This window comes from Nonomuraea sp. NPDC059007, assembly GCF_042740555.1.
Classification (GTDB): domain Bacteria; phylum Actinomycetota; class Actinomycetes; order Streptosporangiales; family Streptosporangiaceae; genus Nonomuraea.
In genome coordinates this window covers 1-15,155 of sequence record NZ_JBHYJD010000054.1, presented here as the reverse complement: position 1 = coordinate 15,155, position 15,155 = coordinate 1, and the positions used below count along the sequence as shown (strand labels likewise).

Here is a 15,155-nt window from a genome sequence, read left to right as displayed (position 1 = left end):
CCCCGTGACCACCACCAGTCTGGCGGGTGCGGGCCCAGCACGGCATGGAATGGTCGGGTCAGGGGATCCGGGGGGCCAGGGGCAGTCTGGTCCGGGTGATCAGTGCCGCCGCCGTCGCCAGAACGGGCAGGCCCACCACCACGGCGATCAAGAACGGCCACGGCAGGGCGATCGTGGCGGGATCTCCGGCGCCGTACGTCGTCATCGGCCGGCTCAGCGCCACGCCCGTCACCGTTCCCGCGCCCAGCCCCACCAGCGCGCCCAGCCCGGAGATGTAGAGGGCCTGGCCGGCCACGACCATCCGCAACGTCCCCGGCGGCGCGCCGATGGCCATCATCGTCGAGCGTTCTGGCCGCATGTCGGCGGCCGCCAGGCGCGTGGCGGCCAGCGTGCCACCGACGACGAGGACGAGAGCGCCCGCAAGCCATCCCCACAAGCTGGGGGAGGGCACATTGCGGAAGCCGTCCTCGGAGGCGACGGTCACCCGGGGGGTCACCTTGGCGAGATCGCGCCCCAGCGTGGAGTCGGCCGACGGCCGGTACATGGCGTAGAGCTGGCGCTCCACCGTGGTGAAACCGGCCTGCTCGACGAGGGCACGCGGCAGCAGGGCGCCACCCTGGTGCTCGGCGGCGGGTGTGGCCAGCACCGCCGGCACCTCGAGTTTGCGCGGGGGACCCGATGTCGAACCCGCCCGTAGCGCCAGCTTGCCGTCGCGCACCGCCGCCGCGTCGAACACCACGGCCTTACCGCTCGCCAGCGCCGCGGCCGCCCGCGGATCGTGGCGCCCTTGCAGGAGCCTGAGCAGGGCCTGGTCTCCGATGGCCGCCGTGCGCCGCGTGCGCGTGCCGTTCCATCGCACCGTGTACCGCAGCGCGTAGCGGCGGCCCTGGGCGTCGTTCGCCTGATAGCCGGCGGTCAGCGGCACGCCCGGCAACCGCCGGACCGCTTCCGCGCGAAGCCTGGTCCAGGTCCCGTCGGCCATGGTGCCGCCCCAGATCGCCAGCGTGCCGGTCGGTCGCGCCGAGGTGTAGGCGTTGCGCCGGTCCACGAATTCGCTCTGCGTGCCGATGCCCACGGCGACGACCGCGGCCGTGACCGCCATGACGGCCGCCACGGCGCTCGCCGTACGGGATCGATGGCGGACCGCGTCGCGGACGGAAACCCGCAGCGGAAGCCGCAGCCGAGGGGCCACCCGGCCCGTGAAGCGCACCAGCCAGGGAGTCAGCACCACCAGGCCGATCATGACCAGCACCGCGGCGGCCCACACCCACACCGGGCCAGGCTGGCGCCGCGCCACCACGGTCGCCCCCAGCCCGACCAGCACCAGAACGACCCCCAGCACAGGCCATCCGCGCCGATCGGCCACCGCGGGCGCGCGGCCGGCCAGCACGCTCGCGGGGTCCTGACGAGCCGCCTGTACGGCTGGCACCAGCGCCGCCACGATCCCGGCGAACAGGCCCAGCGCGGCCACACCCAGCACCGGCGTCCACGGCACGTCGACCGGGCCGGCCTGCCCGCCCCAGCGCGCCACGACCTGGGCGCCGAGCAGTCCGGCTCCGACGCCCAGCACGCTCCCCACGATGGTGGCCGCGCCGCCGAGGACCAGCCCGTCGGCCAGCACGATCGTCCGCAGGTGCCCGGCCGAGCCGCCTTGGGCGGCGATCTCGGCCAGTTCCCGACGCCGTCTCCTGAGCCCGACCGCGAAGGCGGGCCCGGCCAGCAGTACAGTCTCCAGCACCACCATGATCACCATGGCGCCGAGCCCGACCGTGTACTGGACTCCGGGGGAGTAGGACGCGGAGCCGGGGATGATGGCGGGGGCGGTGACGTACAGGCCGGCCTGGTTCAGCGCGGGCGCATCGGTCCATGACACGGGCTTCGCGGTGTCGGCGAGCCAGCCGGCGCCGTACTCGTATGGAGTCCACAGATCATCCATGGACGCCAGCGGCAGATCCAGGCCCACGACCTTGCGAAGCGTGGGCCGGTGCGGGTGCTCGACCACGCCCACCACTGTCAGGGGCGCCGCGCCGGGTGGCCGCAGGAGGCCGCCGGGGCGCAGGCCGAGCGCGGGTGTCACCACGACCTCGTGGGCGCCCGCGGGCAGCCTGCCCTCGTTCAGGGTCATCATCCCGCTGGTGAGGGGGTCGCGCAGGTCGATCTCCAGCGCGTCGATGCGTCCGGCGCCCAGCCGGAGCACGCCCTCGCCGAACGGGAGCAGCCGGGTGTCCGGTCCGAGCAGGGCCGCGACCTCGGCGGAGCCGAGCCCGGGAGTGGCCGCCGCGTCGTCTCCCGTGCTCCAGCTCATCCCGTCCGGCTGCTGCCGCAGCACCATGCCCTTCGGTGCCTGGACGAGGCGGGCGTCGGCCGCGCCGAGCTCGGCCACCAGTTCCTCGCGCGGATTGATCGTCACGGTCTCGATGAGGGTGAGCACCGCCGCGATCACCAGGACGGGTAAGCCGATCATCGTCATGATGAGCGTGCTCCGGCCCCGGGATCGCCGCACGTTCCGGCGGGCGAGGCGCAGCGCGACCAGTCCGGCGCTCATCGGGCACTCACCAGCGACGTGTCCGTGGTGTCGGTGATCATCCCATCGCGCAGGAACACCACCCGATCGGCCCAGGCGGCGTAGCGCGGCTCATGGGTGACCAGCAGGACCGCCGCGCCCGCGTCGCAGCGGGCCCGTAAGAGCCGCATGATCTCGTCGCCGGTGGGCGTGTCGAGCGCGCCGGTCGGTTCGTCGGCCAGCAGCAAACGCCGCTCACCCACCAGCGCACGGGCGATCGCGACCCGCTGGCGCTGGCCACCGGACAGCTCCTCGGGGAAGCGGTCCGCCACGTCCGCCGTGCCGATCTCGGCCAGCACCGCCATGGCCTCCTTCCTGGCCGGGCCGGGGCGCACGCCGTCGAGCTCGCGCGGCAGCATCACGTTCTCCGCCGCGGTCAGCGACGTGATCAGGTTGAGGTCCTGGAAGACGTAGCCGACGCGGCGGCGCCGCAGTGCCGCCAGGTCGCGCACGGCGGACAGGTCCTGCTCGCCGAGGTACACCGTCCCCGACGAGGGCCGGTCCAGCGCGCCCGCGAGGTTGAGCAGGGTCGACTTGCCGGACCCGGACGGGCCCATGACCGCGACGAGCTCTCCCTCGTCGACCGCGAGGCTCACACCCTTCAGCGCGTGTACGGCCGTCGCCCCTTCGCCATGGACCCTGGCCACCTCGGCCAGCCGTACAAACGTCATCTTTCCTCCTCGAGAACGGCCTCGCAGTGGTCCAGCCACCGTTGCTCGGCCTCAGCCTGGAAGATCATGGATTCGAGCACGAGCCGCTGGGCCGCGCCGCCCGTGGCGGCCCGCTTGGCCCTGGTCAGCTGCTGAAGGGTGCGCATGGTCGCCGTCCGCTGTGTGTTGATGACCTCGGCGACGTCCCCCTGCTTGGCCGCGACGGCCACGGCCAGCTTGATGACCAGCTCGTCCCGCGGCCGGTCGGACGGGATGACGGGGGTGCTGAACCAGCGCGCCACCTCCTCCTGACCGGCCGCGGTGATCGTGTAGACGACCCGGCCCTGCGCATCCGCCTCGCCCGCCTCGACCAAGCCGTCGCGCTCCAGGCGGGACAGCGTCGTGTAGACCTGGCCGATGTTGAGCGGCCAGGTCGCCCCTGTGGACGCCTCGAACTCGACCCGCAGCTGGTAGCCGTGCCGCGGCCCCCTGCCGAGGAGCGCGAGCAGCCCGTGTCTGACTGGCATGAGTACTTAGTATGCATACGCGGTATGCCCTGCTCAAGGAGATTGACGGCCAAGGCGCCGATGGTGATAGTTTGCGGGCAGATCCGCACCCTTCCCCGGTGGTTGAACGACCCCGGGATGGCGCAAGATCTCCGTCGAGCCGACTGGGAGATTTTGTGATGGGTGAAGTCGAGCGGGTGTTGCTGACCGTGGTCGCCGCGCGCAAGGAAGCGGGCAGCAGCCCGACCGGGATCATCGGCAGGAGCCTGGCGCGTCAGCTGCTCGCCACGGGTGTCCGGGTACGGGTGCTCGCGGAGAGCGGTCTCCTGGACGGCTGGCCGGCCGGGGCCGAGATGGTCGAGGGCTCCATTACCCGGCCGCGCGAACACGCCGCCGCCTTCGACGACGTCGACGGCGTCTTCCTCGCCGGCGCCCACCCCTCGACCGTGCGGGACGCGCTGGACCTGGCGCTCGCCGCCGGTGTCCGCCGCATCGCGGTGCTGTCCTCTCACGGGCCCGAGTACGAAGCCGACCATCCCCCCGAAACCTGGTTCTGGCTGGCCATCGAAAAGGCCGTCGAGTGCTCGGGGATGGAATGGACGCACATCCGTCCCTCGGCCGTGATGGGCGCCATGATGGAGGGCACCTACCCGGCCACCGGATCGGACTGGCCGCGAACCATCCCCGCCGGCCGGGCCGTCCGTGAGCCCTTCCTGGGCATGGGCCACTACCCGTTCATCCACGAGGACGATCTCGCCGCCGTCGCCCTGGCGGTCCTGCGCACCGGCGACCATGTGGGAACGGTCGTCGAGGCGGTCGGCGTGCCGCTCAGCACCCGCTCACGGGTGGACAGCATCGCCAAGGCCATCGGCCGGGCCATCGACGTCGCCGAGGTGACCCCCGAGGAGGGCCGCGCCGGCTGGCACCGCGACGGCTGGCCCGACAGCGGAATCGACGTGACGCTGTACGCCCTTGAGGAGTACGGCACGCGACTGGCCGAACTGACCCAGTGGACCCTCGACCAGCGGCCCTCGGTCCGCGACCTCATCGGACGCCCGCCGCGCACCTACGACGACTGGGTCATCGAGAACGCCGACCGCTTCCGCTGACCGCGCCCCCGTGGGCAGGCCGTCCTATCCGGTGAACCGGGGCGCGTGCCCCTCGCCGGCCGGTCCGAAGGTGTGACGGCCCCCGAGCAGGGTGTGGCGAACGGTGGCCTGCTCGATTTCCCCGGCCGGACGGGCGAAGAGGTCACGGTCGAGGATGACGAGGTCGGCGAGCTTGCCCGGCTCGATGGACCCGGTGAACCGCTCTTGGCGCAGGGCGTAGGCGGCGTTGAGGGTGTAGGCGCGGATGGCATGCCCGAGGCTCGGTACGGCGTGCGGGCCGATGCGTAGGGACGCGGCGATGTTGGGCAGCGGGGAGAGCGCGCCGACGTTGAAGTCGCTGCTCAGCGTGACGGTGGCGCCGTTGTTCATGAGGGCGCGGATGGGCTGGAGCCGCCCGGTGCGCTCGGGCCCGAGGACCGGTTCGTCGCCGCGGCGGTAGGCGGGCACGTCGATGCCGGGCGCCGAGGTCTGGAAGTCGGCGACGACGCCGAGCCGGGCGAAGCGCGGCAGGTCGTCGGGGTGGGGGTACTCGATGTGGGTGATCCGGTGGCGGGCCCCGAGGTCGCCGTTCGCCCGGCGGGCCGTCTCGACGGCGTCGAGCGCCTCGCGGATGCCGCGGTCGCCGATCGCGTGGATGTGCACGGTGAAGCCCGTCCGCTCCAGCCTCGTCACGTAGCGGGCCAGCCGGTCGGCGTCGAAGTAGTTCAGGCCGCGGTCGCCGGGCACGGGGGTGTCGATCAGGTACGGCTCCAGCAGGGCGGCGGTGAGATTGCTGGTGATGCCGTCGGCGCAGATCTTGACCTCGCCGGTGCTGAGCATGCCGCCGGGGCGGTGCCGGAAGGCGCCGGTCAGGGCGGGGAGCTGGAGATCGTCCTCCAGCTCCGGGTAGGCCCACAGCCCGAGCGTGGTGCGCGCGGCGAGCCTGCCCTCGCGCTCTGCCCGCTGCCACAGGTCGAGCTGATGGTGGCGGCCCCGCCAGGTGACGCGGGCGTCGGCGACCGAGGTGATGCCGGCCTCGGCCAGCTTGCGCTGGCTGGCCAGCAGCACCGGGTACTCGTCGGAGGGGAGTGACCGCACCAGCTCGTTGGAGTAGACCATCATGGCGTTGTCCAGCAGCAGGCCGTTCGGCTCGCCACCGGGCCCGCGCAGGATGAGGCCGCCGGCGACCTCGGGGGTGTCGCGGTCGATGCCGAGCGCGGTCAGGGCCCGGCTGTTGAGCCAGGCCGCGTGGCCGTTCTGGTCGTACAGCAGCGCCGGCCGGTCGGGGACGGCGGCGTCCAGCAGGTCGCGGGGAGCCCGCTCGGAGGGGTGCAGCCGCGTGATGTCGAAGCCGTAGCCGGTGACCCAGCCGTGCCGCCCGTGGCCGGCGCAGGCGCGTACCTGCTGGACGAGCCGACGCGCGTCGGCGTCGAAGTCGAGCAGGCAGTCGTCCTCCGTCTGCCCGGACAGGCCCTCGATGGGATGGCAGTGCACGTCGTGGAACCCGGGCAGCACCAACCCGCCCTCGGCGTCGATGATCTCGGTACGCGGACCCACCAGAGGGTCGAGTTCCGCGCGGGAGCCGACGGCCTGGATCCGGTCGCCCGAGATCGCCACCGCCTCCGCCCACGGACGCCGCGGGTCCACCGTGTACACCCGGCCACCCACGATCAGCCGATCGGAGCGCTTCTCGTGGGCAGGGGCGCAACCCGCGCCGAGCAGCCCGATCGGGGCGGTGAGCAAGGTGCGGCGGGGGAGGGGATGAGCCATGCCGCGCATGGTACTCACATGCTCCATATGAAACAACAACGTTTCAAACAGAGCAGTGCTGCTAAGCTAGCCGGCCATGCGCGGATCGTCGGGAACACTCGTAGAGATCGCCACACAGGCGTTGCTGGCCAACCCCACGGCGTCGCTGGCCGAGGTGGCGACCGCGGCGGGGGTGAGCCGGACGACCCTGCACCGCCTCTACCCCACCAGGCGGGCGCTGCTCGTCGCGGTCGCCACCGAAGCCGTCGACCGGGTCGAACACGCCTACACGAACGCGGGGCTGGCGGCGCCGGGCGAGGAGGCCGAGGCCGCGCTGCGCCGGTTGCTCACGGCCCTGATCCCGCTCGGCCCGCAACTGGAGTTCATCCATCGCGAACGCGGCCTCGACGAGGAGCACGCCCTCCACGCCCGCTTCGACGCGCTCGACGACCTCGTCGTCGACCTGGTGAAACGCGGCCAGCGGGCGCGGGTGCTCCGCTCCGACCTGGCCGCCTGGTGGATCGTCTCGTCGCTGAACGGCGCCGTCTATGGCGCGTGGGAGTCGATCGAACTCGGCAGGCTCGCACCCCGAGACGCCCCCGGGATGGTGCTGTCCACCCTGCTCGACGGCATCCGGACGGGGCCCGCTGACAGCTGATCGTGCATTCATCGGCATCTCATTGCAAGTTGGTTTCTTCTCGCCTTGCGTTCATCGTCACATTCATTGCAAGTCGTATCGTTGTTGGCCTGTGTAAATGGAAAAAGATCAAGGATTTATGTTGCGGATTCTGTGAATGCAAGATAGCTTTTGGCTCGCACTGAATGAGTACTATCGCGAGCCGGGCGATCTGTGTCGCCCGCCGGGAAGGAATTGACATGACCACATCTCTCCCCTCAACGGCAGGGCTTCTCCTGGCCACGGTGATGCTGGCGGGGGCCGTGACCGCGGCCCCCGCCGCGGCGGACGCCCCCGGCCACACCCAGGTGCAGAAGGCGCTCGACCGGGCCGTGGCCGATGCCGGTGTGCCCGGCATGACCGCCGAGGTACGCGACCGTCACGGGCGGTGGTTCGGCTCGGCGGGCGTGGCCGACACCCGCACCGGCCGCAAGCGTCAGCCGCACGAGCGGTTCCGGATCGGCAGCGCCGCCAAGCCGTTCACGGCGACCGTGGTCCTGCAACTGGCGGCAGAAGGGAAGCTGAGCCTCGACGACACCGTGGACAAGTGGCTGCCCGGCCTGGTCACGGGCAACGGCAACGACGGCGGCACGATCACCATCAGGCACCTGCTCAACCACACCAGCGGGATCTTCAACTACGGCAACGACAAGGAGGAGTTCGCCAAGTTCTCCGGCCCCGCGTGGCTCAAGCACCGCTACGACGCCTACACGCCCGAGCAGCTCGTCAAGATCGGCCTGCGCAATCCGCGCTCCTTCGAGGCGCCGGGTGACGGCTTCGTGTACACCAACACCGGCTACATCCTCGCCGGGATGATCGTCGAGAAGGTGACCGGCAGGACGCTCGCCAAGGAGATCTCGCGGCGGATCGTCCGCCCGCTGCGCCTGACCGGGACGTACCTGCCCGGCACGGAGACGAAGATACGCGGCTCGCACCCACGGCACTACTCGACGTTGTTCGCCGCGGAAGACGACGCCAAGGTCTACGACGTGACCGACCAGAGCGCCACCACCGGCTGGGCGGCCGGCGGTGTGGTCTCCACCCTCGGCGATCTGCGCCGATTCGCCGGCGCGCTGCTGCGCGGCAAGCTTCTCCCGCCCGCCCAGCAGCGGGAGATGTTCACCATGGTCAAGACCGGGATCGAGCTGCCGGACGGCACCTGGAAGGACACGTGGATCCCCGCCACCACGTACGGCACCGGCGTCTTTTCGTGGGACCTGTCGTGCGGTGTGAAGGTGTGGGGCATCGGCGGCGCCATCACCGGCGGGTTCTCCTTCGCGATGGGCACCAGGGACGCCAAGCGCATGATCGCCACCAACATGAACATCGACCGGTACGGCCGGAACAACTCGCTCGACACGATCAAGACCGTGTTGCAGGCGGAGTTCTGCCCATCCGGCTCCCCGACGCAAGGCAACTGACGATCAGCGCGGGCACCACCCGCGCCGGGCCGGTGCCGGACGGCCGTCAGCGCGGGCGGGTCAGGCCGTGTTCGTAGGCCCAGATGACGGCCTGGACGCGGTCGCGCAGCCCCAGTTTGGCCAGGATGCGGCCCACGTGTGTCTTCACCGTGCCCTCCGAGAGGAACAGCAGGCCCGCGATCTCCGCGTTCGTGTGTCCCCTGGCGATGTGGCGCAGGACTTCGCGTTCGCGGGCGGTCAGCGGGTCGGGTCCCGGCGCGGGGAGGGTGGGAGCCACGTGGTCGAGCAGGCGGCGGGTGGTGGAGGGCGCGATGACCGCGTCCCCCTCGTGCACGGTGCGCACGGCCGCCAGCATCTCCTCGGCGGGCGCGTCCTTGAGCAGGAATCCGGAGGCCCCGGCACGCAGCGCGGCGAAGGCGTACTCGTCCAGATCGAAGGTGGTCAGCACGATCACCTTCGGCGCCTCCGGAGCGCCGGCGAGCAGTTCGCGGGTGGCGGCCACGCCGTCCATGCGGGGCATGCGCACGTCCATGAGCACGACATCGGCCCGCACGGTGCGCAGCCGGGACAGCGCGTCGGCGCCGTCGCGGGCCTCGCCCACGACCTCCATGTCCGGTTGCGCCTGAAGCACCATGACCGTTCCCGTCCTGACGAGGTCCTGGTCGTCCACGACGAACACCCGGATCACAAGCTCTCCTTCCGGTACGGCAGGCGGGTCACCACCGCGAACCCGCCTTCCTCGCGCGGTCCCGCCACCAGCGTGCCGCCCACGGCCGCCACCCTCTCGCGCATCCCCGCCAGGCCGTTCCCCCGGCCGTCCGCCGCCCCGCGGCTCGTGCCGTCGTCGGTGACGGTGACGACCAGGGCGTCAGGCGTCCAGTCCAGGTGCACGGCGGCCGTCGCGGCGGGGCCCGCGTGCTTGAGCGTATTGGTGAGCGCCTCCTGGACCACCCGGTAGGCGGCGAGCTCGGCGGCCGGGCCGATGGAGCCGGCCGTACCCGTCTCGACGGGGCCGGACGCGCTCGACGCGGACAGCAGGGCGGGCAGGGCGGCCAGTCCGGGAGAGGGGTCCAGCGGAGCGGTGTCGGTGCGGAGCACGCCGACCAGGCCGCGCATCTCCGTCAGGGCCCGGCGGCCGGTCTCCTCCACGGTGGCCAGCACGTCCGTGGCCCGGTCGGGCGCGAACCGGCCGCCTCTGGCCTGGGCGACGATCACGGCCAGGGCGTGCGCGATCACGTCGTGCATCTCGCGGGCGATCCGCGCCCGCTCGGCCAGCGTCGCCCGCGCGGCCGACGCCTCGGCCTGCTCCTCCAGCAGCGCGACGTAGGCGAGCTGGGTCCGCCGGTACAGGCCGAAGCCCCAGGCGGCCATCACGATCGAGGCCAGCAGGCCGAGCAGGAGCCATGGATCGGGCCCCAGGTGGGCGGCGGTGACCGACGGGTCGTGGGCGAATCGGTAGGCCGCCAGCCCGGCCCCGGCCAGTCCCGCGGCCAGGGGCGGGAAACGCCTGCCGTACGCGGTGCAGGAGTAGATCGCGATCGGGAAGACGGCCACGGACGGCAGAACGAGGAACAACCCGGTCACGGCGACCTGGACGGCGAAGGCGGCGGCGACCACGAAGAACGCCCAGAGCCGCCGCCGGTAGGCGAGGGCCGCGTGCGCCACCAGGCAGGCACCCACGAGCAGGGCCGCGCGTACACCCGGCACCGACAGCACCGCCACCACCACCGACAGCGACAGCAGCGGCACGCCGGCGACGAACGCCAAGGCCAGGTCCGCGCGCCGCGGCATCACCGCGGCGTCGCCCGCTGGTAGGACAGCGTGGCCGCGCCGACCGCCAGCCCGAACAGCAGCCAGCTCCCGTACACCAGCCCGACCGTCACCACCGCGGCCGGGTCGGACAGGGGCACGGGCCCTTCGGTGAGGCCGAGCAGCTGCGACAACGTACCGAAAACGGACATGGCCCCCATGGTGGTCAACATAGCAGCGCCCGCCCAGCCGCCCGTCAGCACCAGCCGCCGCGGCAGCCATCGCCCCCACCGCTGAACCAGGGCCAGCGAACCCACCGCCCCGATGAGCAGCATGACCAGCTCGCCGGCCGGGAAGCCCTCGTCATAACCCATGGGACGCAGCAGCGTGCCGCCCGCGGACCAGTACAGCTTGGCCATGGGATAGACGAACCCGATCGCGAACGCGCCGTAGCCGGGCCACGCCCCGCCCGGGACCCTGAGGCGCGGCAGCAGCACCGCACCCAGCAGCGCGCAACCCGTCAGGCTGAGCCCGCGCAGCGCCATACCGGGCCAGTCGACCCGCGCGAAGTCTCCCGCCGGAATCCCGGTGACGGCGAAGAACGCGCGGAAGCCGTCCAGCACGATGCCGCCCGCCGACCACAGCAGCAGAACGGCGGGCAGCAGCCCCGCCGGGTGCGGTTTCATCACGAAGATCGCGCCCAGCGCGGCGGCCAGGACGGTCACCCAGTGCGGCGCGAAGCCCGTGGTGTAGGGGAGCGTGGGGAACGGCACGAGCGCGAGTGCCGCGACGAGCGCGAGAACGATCAGCGCCGAGATCCGCATACGTTGAAGTCGCATGACGCCAACGATCGCGGCCGGGGCCCGCCGGCCGCGTCCGCGTCAGGTCCAGACGAGATCTGACCTGAGAGGTATTGACAGGGCTCGCTAGACCTTGAGGTAGCCGATCAGGGGCGCGTGGTCGGAGTAGCCGTTGGGCGAGACGTCCTTGATGTTCGGTGTCCGGTCCATCAGCGACTGGTCGGAGTCGCAGGAGGTGAACCGGCGTGAGCCTGACACCTTGCTCGCGAAGATGTGGTCGCGCTTGCGGTAGACGTGCTTGCCGTTCGTCCACGCGTGGTGGGTGACCTCGTTCCTCGTGGTGCCGGACGCGTCGCACTCCTCGTACGCGCTCGACAGGGGCCGCAGCTCCGCCGAGCCGGGGAACAGGTTGAAGTCCCCGCCCAGCACGACGTCCAGCCCGCCCTGCGACGCCGCCGCCTTGACGTTGGCGACCTGCTTGGGACGGCGCAGGTCCTTGGGATCGGCCAGGATGTGGGTGGTGCAGATGTGGGTTCGGGGCCAGTTCCCGGTTCGTACGCACAAGGTCGGCAGGGTCTGCTTGTTCTTGCCGGAGGGGTCCGGCGGCAGCGTCTGGGTGACCTTGGTGCCGGTGATGGGCGACTTCACCGCGATGCCCACGCCGAGTTCGCCGGACAGCTCGCCGCGGCAGTCGGTGCGGCCGTCGGGGCGGGCGCCGCTCGCACGGGCGAAGGACCAGCCGGGCCCGAGCGCCGCCTTCAGCCGTTCGAGATGGCTGTCCGGCGCGAGGCCGCACACCTCCTGCAGCAGCACGACGGTGGCCTGATGGCGCGACACGAGGCCGGCGATCTGTTCGACCTTGGCGCCCGGGTCGTCGCGGTAGGGGCAATAGCCGTTCTCGCCGCGCGGGCTGCCCGCCTCGCCGCAGATGTTCCACGTGATGACACGCAACGGCACGGCCGCCGCGGACGCCGCGGCCGGGACGGCGGCCAGGGGCGTCGCGGCCAGCGACGCCGCCACGACCGTACGCAGGAATCTCGCTCGCTCGGACATGGGCCGGGATTCTAGGGGCGAGCGCTATCGATACGCTTACCGCCGTCCGCCTAAGATCACGTCATGCCGGATCAGAAGAGGGAAGCGCATCCGCTGGCGCCGCCGCCGGAAGAGCAGCACTGGGTGCGGACCGCGGCCGAGCTCGCCAAGGAGTTCGCCAGGACCGCGGCCGCCTACGACGAGAGCACGCTGGTCCCGCGCGAGAACCTGGAGATGCTGCACGCCGCCGGCCTCGACGCGGCGCTGCTGCCCAAGCGGCTCGGCGGGCAGGGGCTGAGCTACCGGAGCTACGGCGAGATCGTGCGCCTGGTCAGCGCGGCCTGCCCGGCCACCGCCTGCATCTGGGTGATGCACATCGGGGCGGGCGTGGGGCTCGCCGAGATGTCGGCGCCGGAGGCGGGGCGCTTCTACGCCGACGAGCTGATCGCCGGGCGGCGCTTCGCCAACGCGCTGTCGGAGCCGACGGGCGGCAACCTGTTCCTGCTGCCGCAGCAGCACGCCCAGCCCGCTCCCGGCGGGTTCCGGCTGTCGGGATCCAAGCGGTTCACCTCCGGCTGTGAGATCGCCGACCACTTCCTCGTCAACGTGCTGGTCGACGGGGTGCCGACGTTCTTCGGGGTCGAGGCGGGCGAGTCGATCCGCCACCTTCCGATCGGCGACACCATGGGCATGCGGGCCAACGGCAGCCGCCTCGTCGAGTTCTCCGGCACCCTGTTGCGCGAGGACCGCCGCTGCCCGCCCCCGGCGGGGCCGCGGCCGAACCACATCGGGTCCGGGATCGCGTTCCTGTCGCTGGGCATCGCCGACGCGGCGGTCGCGGCGCTGGTCGCGCACGCCCGTGGGCGCACGATCCCCACGACCGGCGAGCCGCTGTCGGCGATGCAGTGGCTGCGGTTCGACCTGGCCACGGTCCACAGCCAGGTGGAGGCCGCCGGCATGTACGCGCGGCACATGTCGTGGCTGGCCGACCAGAACGACCCCGGGTTCAACTCCGCCACCCTGCGCGCCAAGGTGCTGAGCAACCAGGTCGCCATCGACGCCGCCCAGCTCGCCCTCAAGGCGGGCGGCGGCTCCGGCTTCCTCAGCACGTCCCCCATCCAGCGCATCCTGCGCGACGCGTACGCGGGCTGGGTGATGGCGTACTCGGTCGAGGTCTGCCGCGACCGGATCGGGGAGGAGCTGTTCAGCGACTGACGGCGGGGCGTCCGTCCACGGCGGCGAAGAGCCGCAGGGGAACGGCCGCGACGGCGTTCACCTGCGTCGCGTAGCGGTGAACGGTGCTGGCTTCGGTGCGTTCGGGCAGGTAGAGGCTGACCACGAGCTCGGAGTCCGGCGCGACGTCCAGCTTGACGGGATCGCTGGTGAGCCGCGCGCCCGCCGGGAGCGTCACGGCCCGTTTCCCGCCGAAGGTCACGCGCCGGTCGGTGGCGGGGTCGATGCCGGTTCCCGTCGTGCCGGCGCGCGCGGCCACGTGCACGGGGCCAAAGCATGCCCATCTCCTTGGGGCGCGACATCCATCGGGCGTCGACGACATCGTGCCGCCGTCGCCCGGCCCGGATCGTCAGCCCCGGGGTGTGCGGCCGCCTCCACACAATGCGCAATCGTGCGTCGCAGGGATACCACCCGGCCCGCGGCCGGGTCATCGCCGCGTCGTACCCGCGATGTATCCCCACGGGGGACGTCCGCGACGGCCGGTCACGGAACAATGCGGAGCGACACCTGACAGGGAGGACGCCACCGTGGGGGAGGACACCGCCCCTCGCCTCGGGCTCGCCACCCCGGCCGAGCGGGCGATCGACGCGACCTGGGTCGCCGTCACCGCGGCGGTCAACGTCGGCGGCGTGGTCGTCGTGGCCGCGCACAACGATGCCCTGGCCGGGCTGACGCCCGGCGTCGTGCTCCTGCTCATGATCGGGCCGGTGCTGCTGTGGTGGCGCAGGCGCGACCCCTGGCTGGTACTGGCCGGCTGCGTCGCCGTCACCTGGACGTACATCGTCGGCGGCCTGCCGCCCGGACCCGTCTACGGGCCGATGATCGTCGCCCTGGTCAGCGCCGTCGTCCACGGCGCCCGCTGGGCGGCCTATCTCGTGGTCGTCGCCACACTGGCCGGGCACGCCGGGGCCGGCCTGCTGCCCGGCCGGGACGCCTCGTCGCTCACCGCGATGGGAGCCCTGACCGCGTGGCTGCTGTTCCTCCTCGCCTTCGGGGAACTGATCCGGCACCGCCACGCCCTGACCGAGGAACGCCGCCGGCGCCGGGCGGCCGGCCTGGAAGCCCACGCCGACCAGCTCAGGCGGGAGGCGGCGGAGGACCGTTTGGACCTGGCCCGCGAACTGCACGACGTGGTGGGCCACCACCTGGCGGTGATCAACGTCCAGGCCGCCGCGGGCCTGCATCTGCACGCCGCGCGGCGGCCCGGCGTCGAGGAGGCCCTGCGCGTCGTGCGGGAGGCGAGCGGGCGCGCGCTCTCCGACGTGCAGGTCCTGCTGGACGCGCTCAGAAACCCCGGCCACGCCGCGTCGCGGTTGCCTTCTCCCTCGCTGTCGGACGTCGACGGCCTCCTCGGCTCCGCGCGTGCCGGCGGGCTCGACGTCGAGGTCGTCGTCACCGGCGAGCCGCGGAGCCTGCCCGCCGCCCACGACCTGGTCGCCGGGCGGGTCGTCCTGGAATCGCTCACCAACGTGCTCCGGCACGCCGGGCGCCCGAAGACCTGGGTCCGCATCGACTACCGCCAGGAACGGCTGTGCGTGGGGGTGGACAACGCCGCGCCCACCCCCGAAGCCGCCCGTACGCCCGGCGGCGGGCGCGGCCACCCCGGCAAGCGCGCCCGCCGGGAGACCAGCGGCGGCCCCCAGACCCCCCGCCCCCGCGAACCCGTCGCCAGGTCCGTACGGGCCCCC

Annotated in this window: 14 protein-coding genes; 5 read left to right on the top strand and 9 right to left on the bottom strand. The window is 72.4% G+C overall.

Translation table 11 applies throughout. From position 1 onward, the window contains the following. Nucleotides 1-58 precede the first annotated feature (58 nt). Genes ACFWY5_RS48605 through ACFWY5_RS48595 form a run of 3 tightly spaced genes read right to left on the bottom strand, consistent with a single transcriptional unit; the run spans nucleotide 59 to nucleotide 3,740 of the window. Nucleotides 59-2,545, bottom strand: coding sequence for an FtsX-like permease family protein (locus ACFWY5_RS48605; protein ID WP_379638970.1), 2,487 nt, complete (start codon nucleotides 2,543-2,545; stop codon nucleotides 59-61). Further along, a complete protein-coding gene (locus ACFWY5_RS48600; RefSeq protein WP_379612561.1) occupies nucleotides 2,542-3,234 on the bottom strand; it encodes an ABC transporter ATP-binding protein in 693 nt (230 codons plus the stop codon). Before ACFWY5_RS48600 ends, ACFWY5_RS48605 begins: the two co-directional genes overlap by 4 nt. Further along, nucleotides 3,231-3,740, bottom strand: coding sequence for a PadR family transcriptional regulator (locus tag ACFWY5_RS48595; protein WP_379612560.1), 510 nt, complete (start codon nucleotides 3,738-3,740; stop codon nucleotides 3,231-3,233). The genes ACFWY5_RS48600 and ACFWY5_RS48595 overlap by 4 nt, the downstream gene beginning before the upstream one ends. Nucleotides 3,741-3,898: 158 nt before the next feature. Between ACFWY5_RS48595 and ACFWY5_RS48590 the strand changes: the two genes are divergently transcribed. After that, nucleotides 3,899-4,828: an NAD(P)H-binding protein gene (locus ACFWY5_RS48590; protein WP_379638969.1), complete on the top strand. Its 930-nt coding sequence runs from the start codon at nucleotides 3,899-3,901 to the stop codon at nucleotides 4,826-4,828. A 24-nt stretch (nucleotides 4,829-4,852) separates the two neighbouring features. Here the strand turns inward: ACFWY5_RS48590 and ACFWY5_RS48585 are convergent, their stop codons facing one another. Next, nucleotides 4,853-6,577: an amidohydrolase gene (locus ACFWY5_RS48585; protein ID WP_379638968.1), complete on the bottom strand. Its 1,725-nt coding sequence runs from the start codon at nucleotides 6,575-6,577 to the stop codon at nucleotides 4,853-4,855. Between the two features lie 76 nt (nucleotides 6,578-6,653). Here ACFWY5_RS48585 and ACFWY5_RS48580 point away from each other — a divergent pair, with 76 nt between their 5' ends. Together ACFWY5_RS48580 and ACFWY5_RS48575 are read left to right on the top strand one after the other, a co-directional pair. Continuing rightward, nucleotides 6,654-7,214, top strand: coding sequence for a TetR/AcrR family transcriptional regulator (locus tag ACFWY5_RS48580; protein ID WP_379638967.1), 561 nt, complete (start codon nucleotides 6,654-6,656; stop codon nucleotides 7,212-7,214). Between the two features lie 218 nt (nucleotides 7,215-7,432). Continuing rightward, nucleotides 7,433-8,653 (top strand): serine hydrolase domain-containing protein, encoded by a 1,221-nt coding sequence (locus tag ACFWY5_RS48575; protein WP_379638965.1) that lies wholly within the window; start codon nucleotides 7,433-7,435, stop codon nucleotides 8,651-8,653. Between the two features lie 46 nt (nucleotides 8,654-8,699). On the opposite strand, the gene ACFWY5_RS48570 is transcribed toward ACFWY5_RS48575, so the two are convergent. The 4 genes from ACFWY5_RS48570 to ACFWY5_RS48555 form a co-directional block, all read right to left on the bottom strand. Further along, on the bottom strand, nucleotides 8,700-9,341 hold the full coding sequence (locus ACFWY5_RS48570) for a response regulator (RefSeq protein WP_379638964.1): 642 nt from the start codon (nucleotides 9,339-9,341) through the stop codon (nucleotides 8,700-8,702). Further along, nucleotides 9,338-10,444 carry a sensor histidine kinase gene (locus tag ACFWY5_RS48565; protein ID WP_379638963.1) on the bottom strand — a complete coding sequence of 369 codons (1,107 nt, stop codon included), beginning with the start codon at nucleotides 10,442-10,444 and terminating at the stop codon, nucleotides 9,338-9,340. The genes ACFWY5_RS48570 and ACFWY5_RS48565 overlap by 4 nt, the downstream gene beginning before the upstream one ends. Beyond that, nucleotides 10,444-11,241: a hypothetical protein gene (locus ACFWY5_RS48560; RefSeq protein WP_379638962.1), complete on the bottom strand. Its 798-nt coding sequence runs from the start codon at nucleotides 11,239-11,241 to the stop codon at nucleotides 10,444-10,446. Before ACFWY5_RS48560 ends, ACFWY5_RS48565 begins: the two co-directional genes overlap by 1 nt. 87 nt (nucleotides 11,242-11,328) lie before the next feature. Then, nucleotides 11,329-12,255, bottom strand: a complete 927-nt coding sequence (locus ACFWY5_RS48555) for an endonuclease/exonuclease/phosphatase family protein (protein ID WP_379638961.1) — start codon at nucleotides 12,253-12,255, stop codon at nucleotides 11,329-11,331. 63 nt (nucleotides 12,256-12,318) lie between these two features. Between ACFWY5_RS48555 and ACFWY5_RS48550 the strand changes: the two genes are divergently transcribed. Beyond that, nucleotides 12,319-13,449, top strand: a complete 1,131-nt coding sequence (locus ACFWY5_RS48550) for an acyl-CoA dehydrogenase family protein (RefSeq protein WP_379612551.1) — start codon at nucleotides 12,319-12,321, stop codon at nucleotides 13,447-13,449. On the opposite strand, the gene ACFWY5_RS48545 is transcribed toward ACFWY5_RS48550, so the two are convergent. Then, complete coding sequence (locus tag ACFWY5_RS48545; protein ID WP_379638960.1) at nucleotides 13,439-13,732, bottom strand: hypothetical protein; 294 nt, start codon at nucleotides 13,730-13,732, stop codon at nucleotides 13,439-13,441. The genes ACFWY5_RS48550 and ACFWY5_RS48545 overlap by 11 nt on opposite strands. Nucleotides 13,733-13,994: 262 nt before the next feature. Between ACFWY5_RS48545 and ACFWY5_RS48540 the strand changes: the two genes are divergently transcribed. Next, nucleotides 13,995-15,155: sensor histidine kinase (locus ACFWY5_RS48540; RefSeq protein ID WP_379638959.1), on the top strand; the 1,161-nt coding region annotated here is incomplete at its 3' end.

Bases quoted from the DNA above. Each gene is read 5' to 3' on its own strand.
- ACFWY5_RS48605 (WP_379638970.1), bottom strand. From the start codon at position 2,545: ATGAGCGCCGGACTGGTCGCGCTGCGCCTCGCCCGCCGGAACGTGCGG.
- ACFWY5_RS48600 (WP_379612561.1), bottom strand. From the start codon at position 3,234: ATGACGTTTGTACGGCTGGCCGAGGTGGCCAGGGTCCATGGCGAAGGG.
- ACFWY5_RS48595 (WP_379612560.1), bottom strand. From the start codon at position 3,740: ATGCCAGTCAGACACGGGCTGCTCGCGCTCCTCGGCAGGGGGCCGCGG.
- ACFWY5_RS48590 (WP_379638969.1), top strand. From the start codon at position 3,899: ATGGGTGAAGTCGAGCGGGTGTTGCTGACCGTGGTCGCCGCGCGCAAG.
- ACFWY5_RS48585 (WP_379638968.1), bottom strand. From the start codon at position 6,577: ATGGCTCATCCCCTCCCCCGCCGCACCTTGCTCACCGCCCCGATCGGG.
- ACFWY5_RS48580 (WP_379638967.1), top strand. From the start codon at position 6,654: ATGCGCGGATCGTCGGGAACACTCGTAGAGATCGCCACACAGGCGTTG.
- ACFWY5_RS48575 (WP_379638965.1), top strand. From the start codon at position 7,433: ATGACCACATCTCTCCCCTCAACGGCAGGGCTTCTCCTGGCCACGGTG.
- ACFWY5_RS48565 (WP_379638963.1), bottom strand. From the start codon at position 10,444: ATGCCGCGGCGCGCGGACCTGGCCTTGGCGTTCGTCGCCGGCGTGCCG.
- ACFWY5_RS48560 (WP_379638962.1), bottom strand. From the start codon at position 11,241: ATGCGACTTCAACGTATGCGGATCTCGGCGCTGATCGTTCTCGCGCTC.
- ACFWY5_RS48555 (WP_379638961.1), bottom strand. From the start codon at position 12,255: ATGTCCGAGCGAGCGAGATTCCTGCGTACGGTCGTGGCGGCGTCGCTG.
- ACFWY5_RS48550 (WP_379612551.1), top strand. From the start codon at position 12,319: ATGCCGGATCAGAAGAGGGAAGCGCATCCGCTGGCGCCGCCGCCGGAA.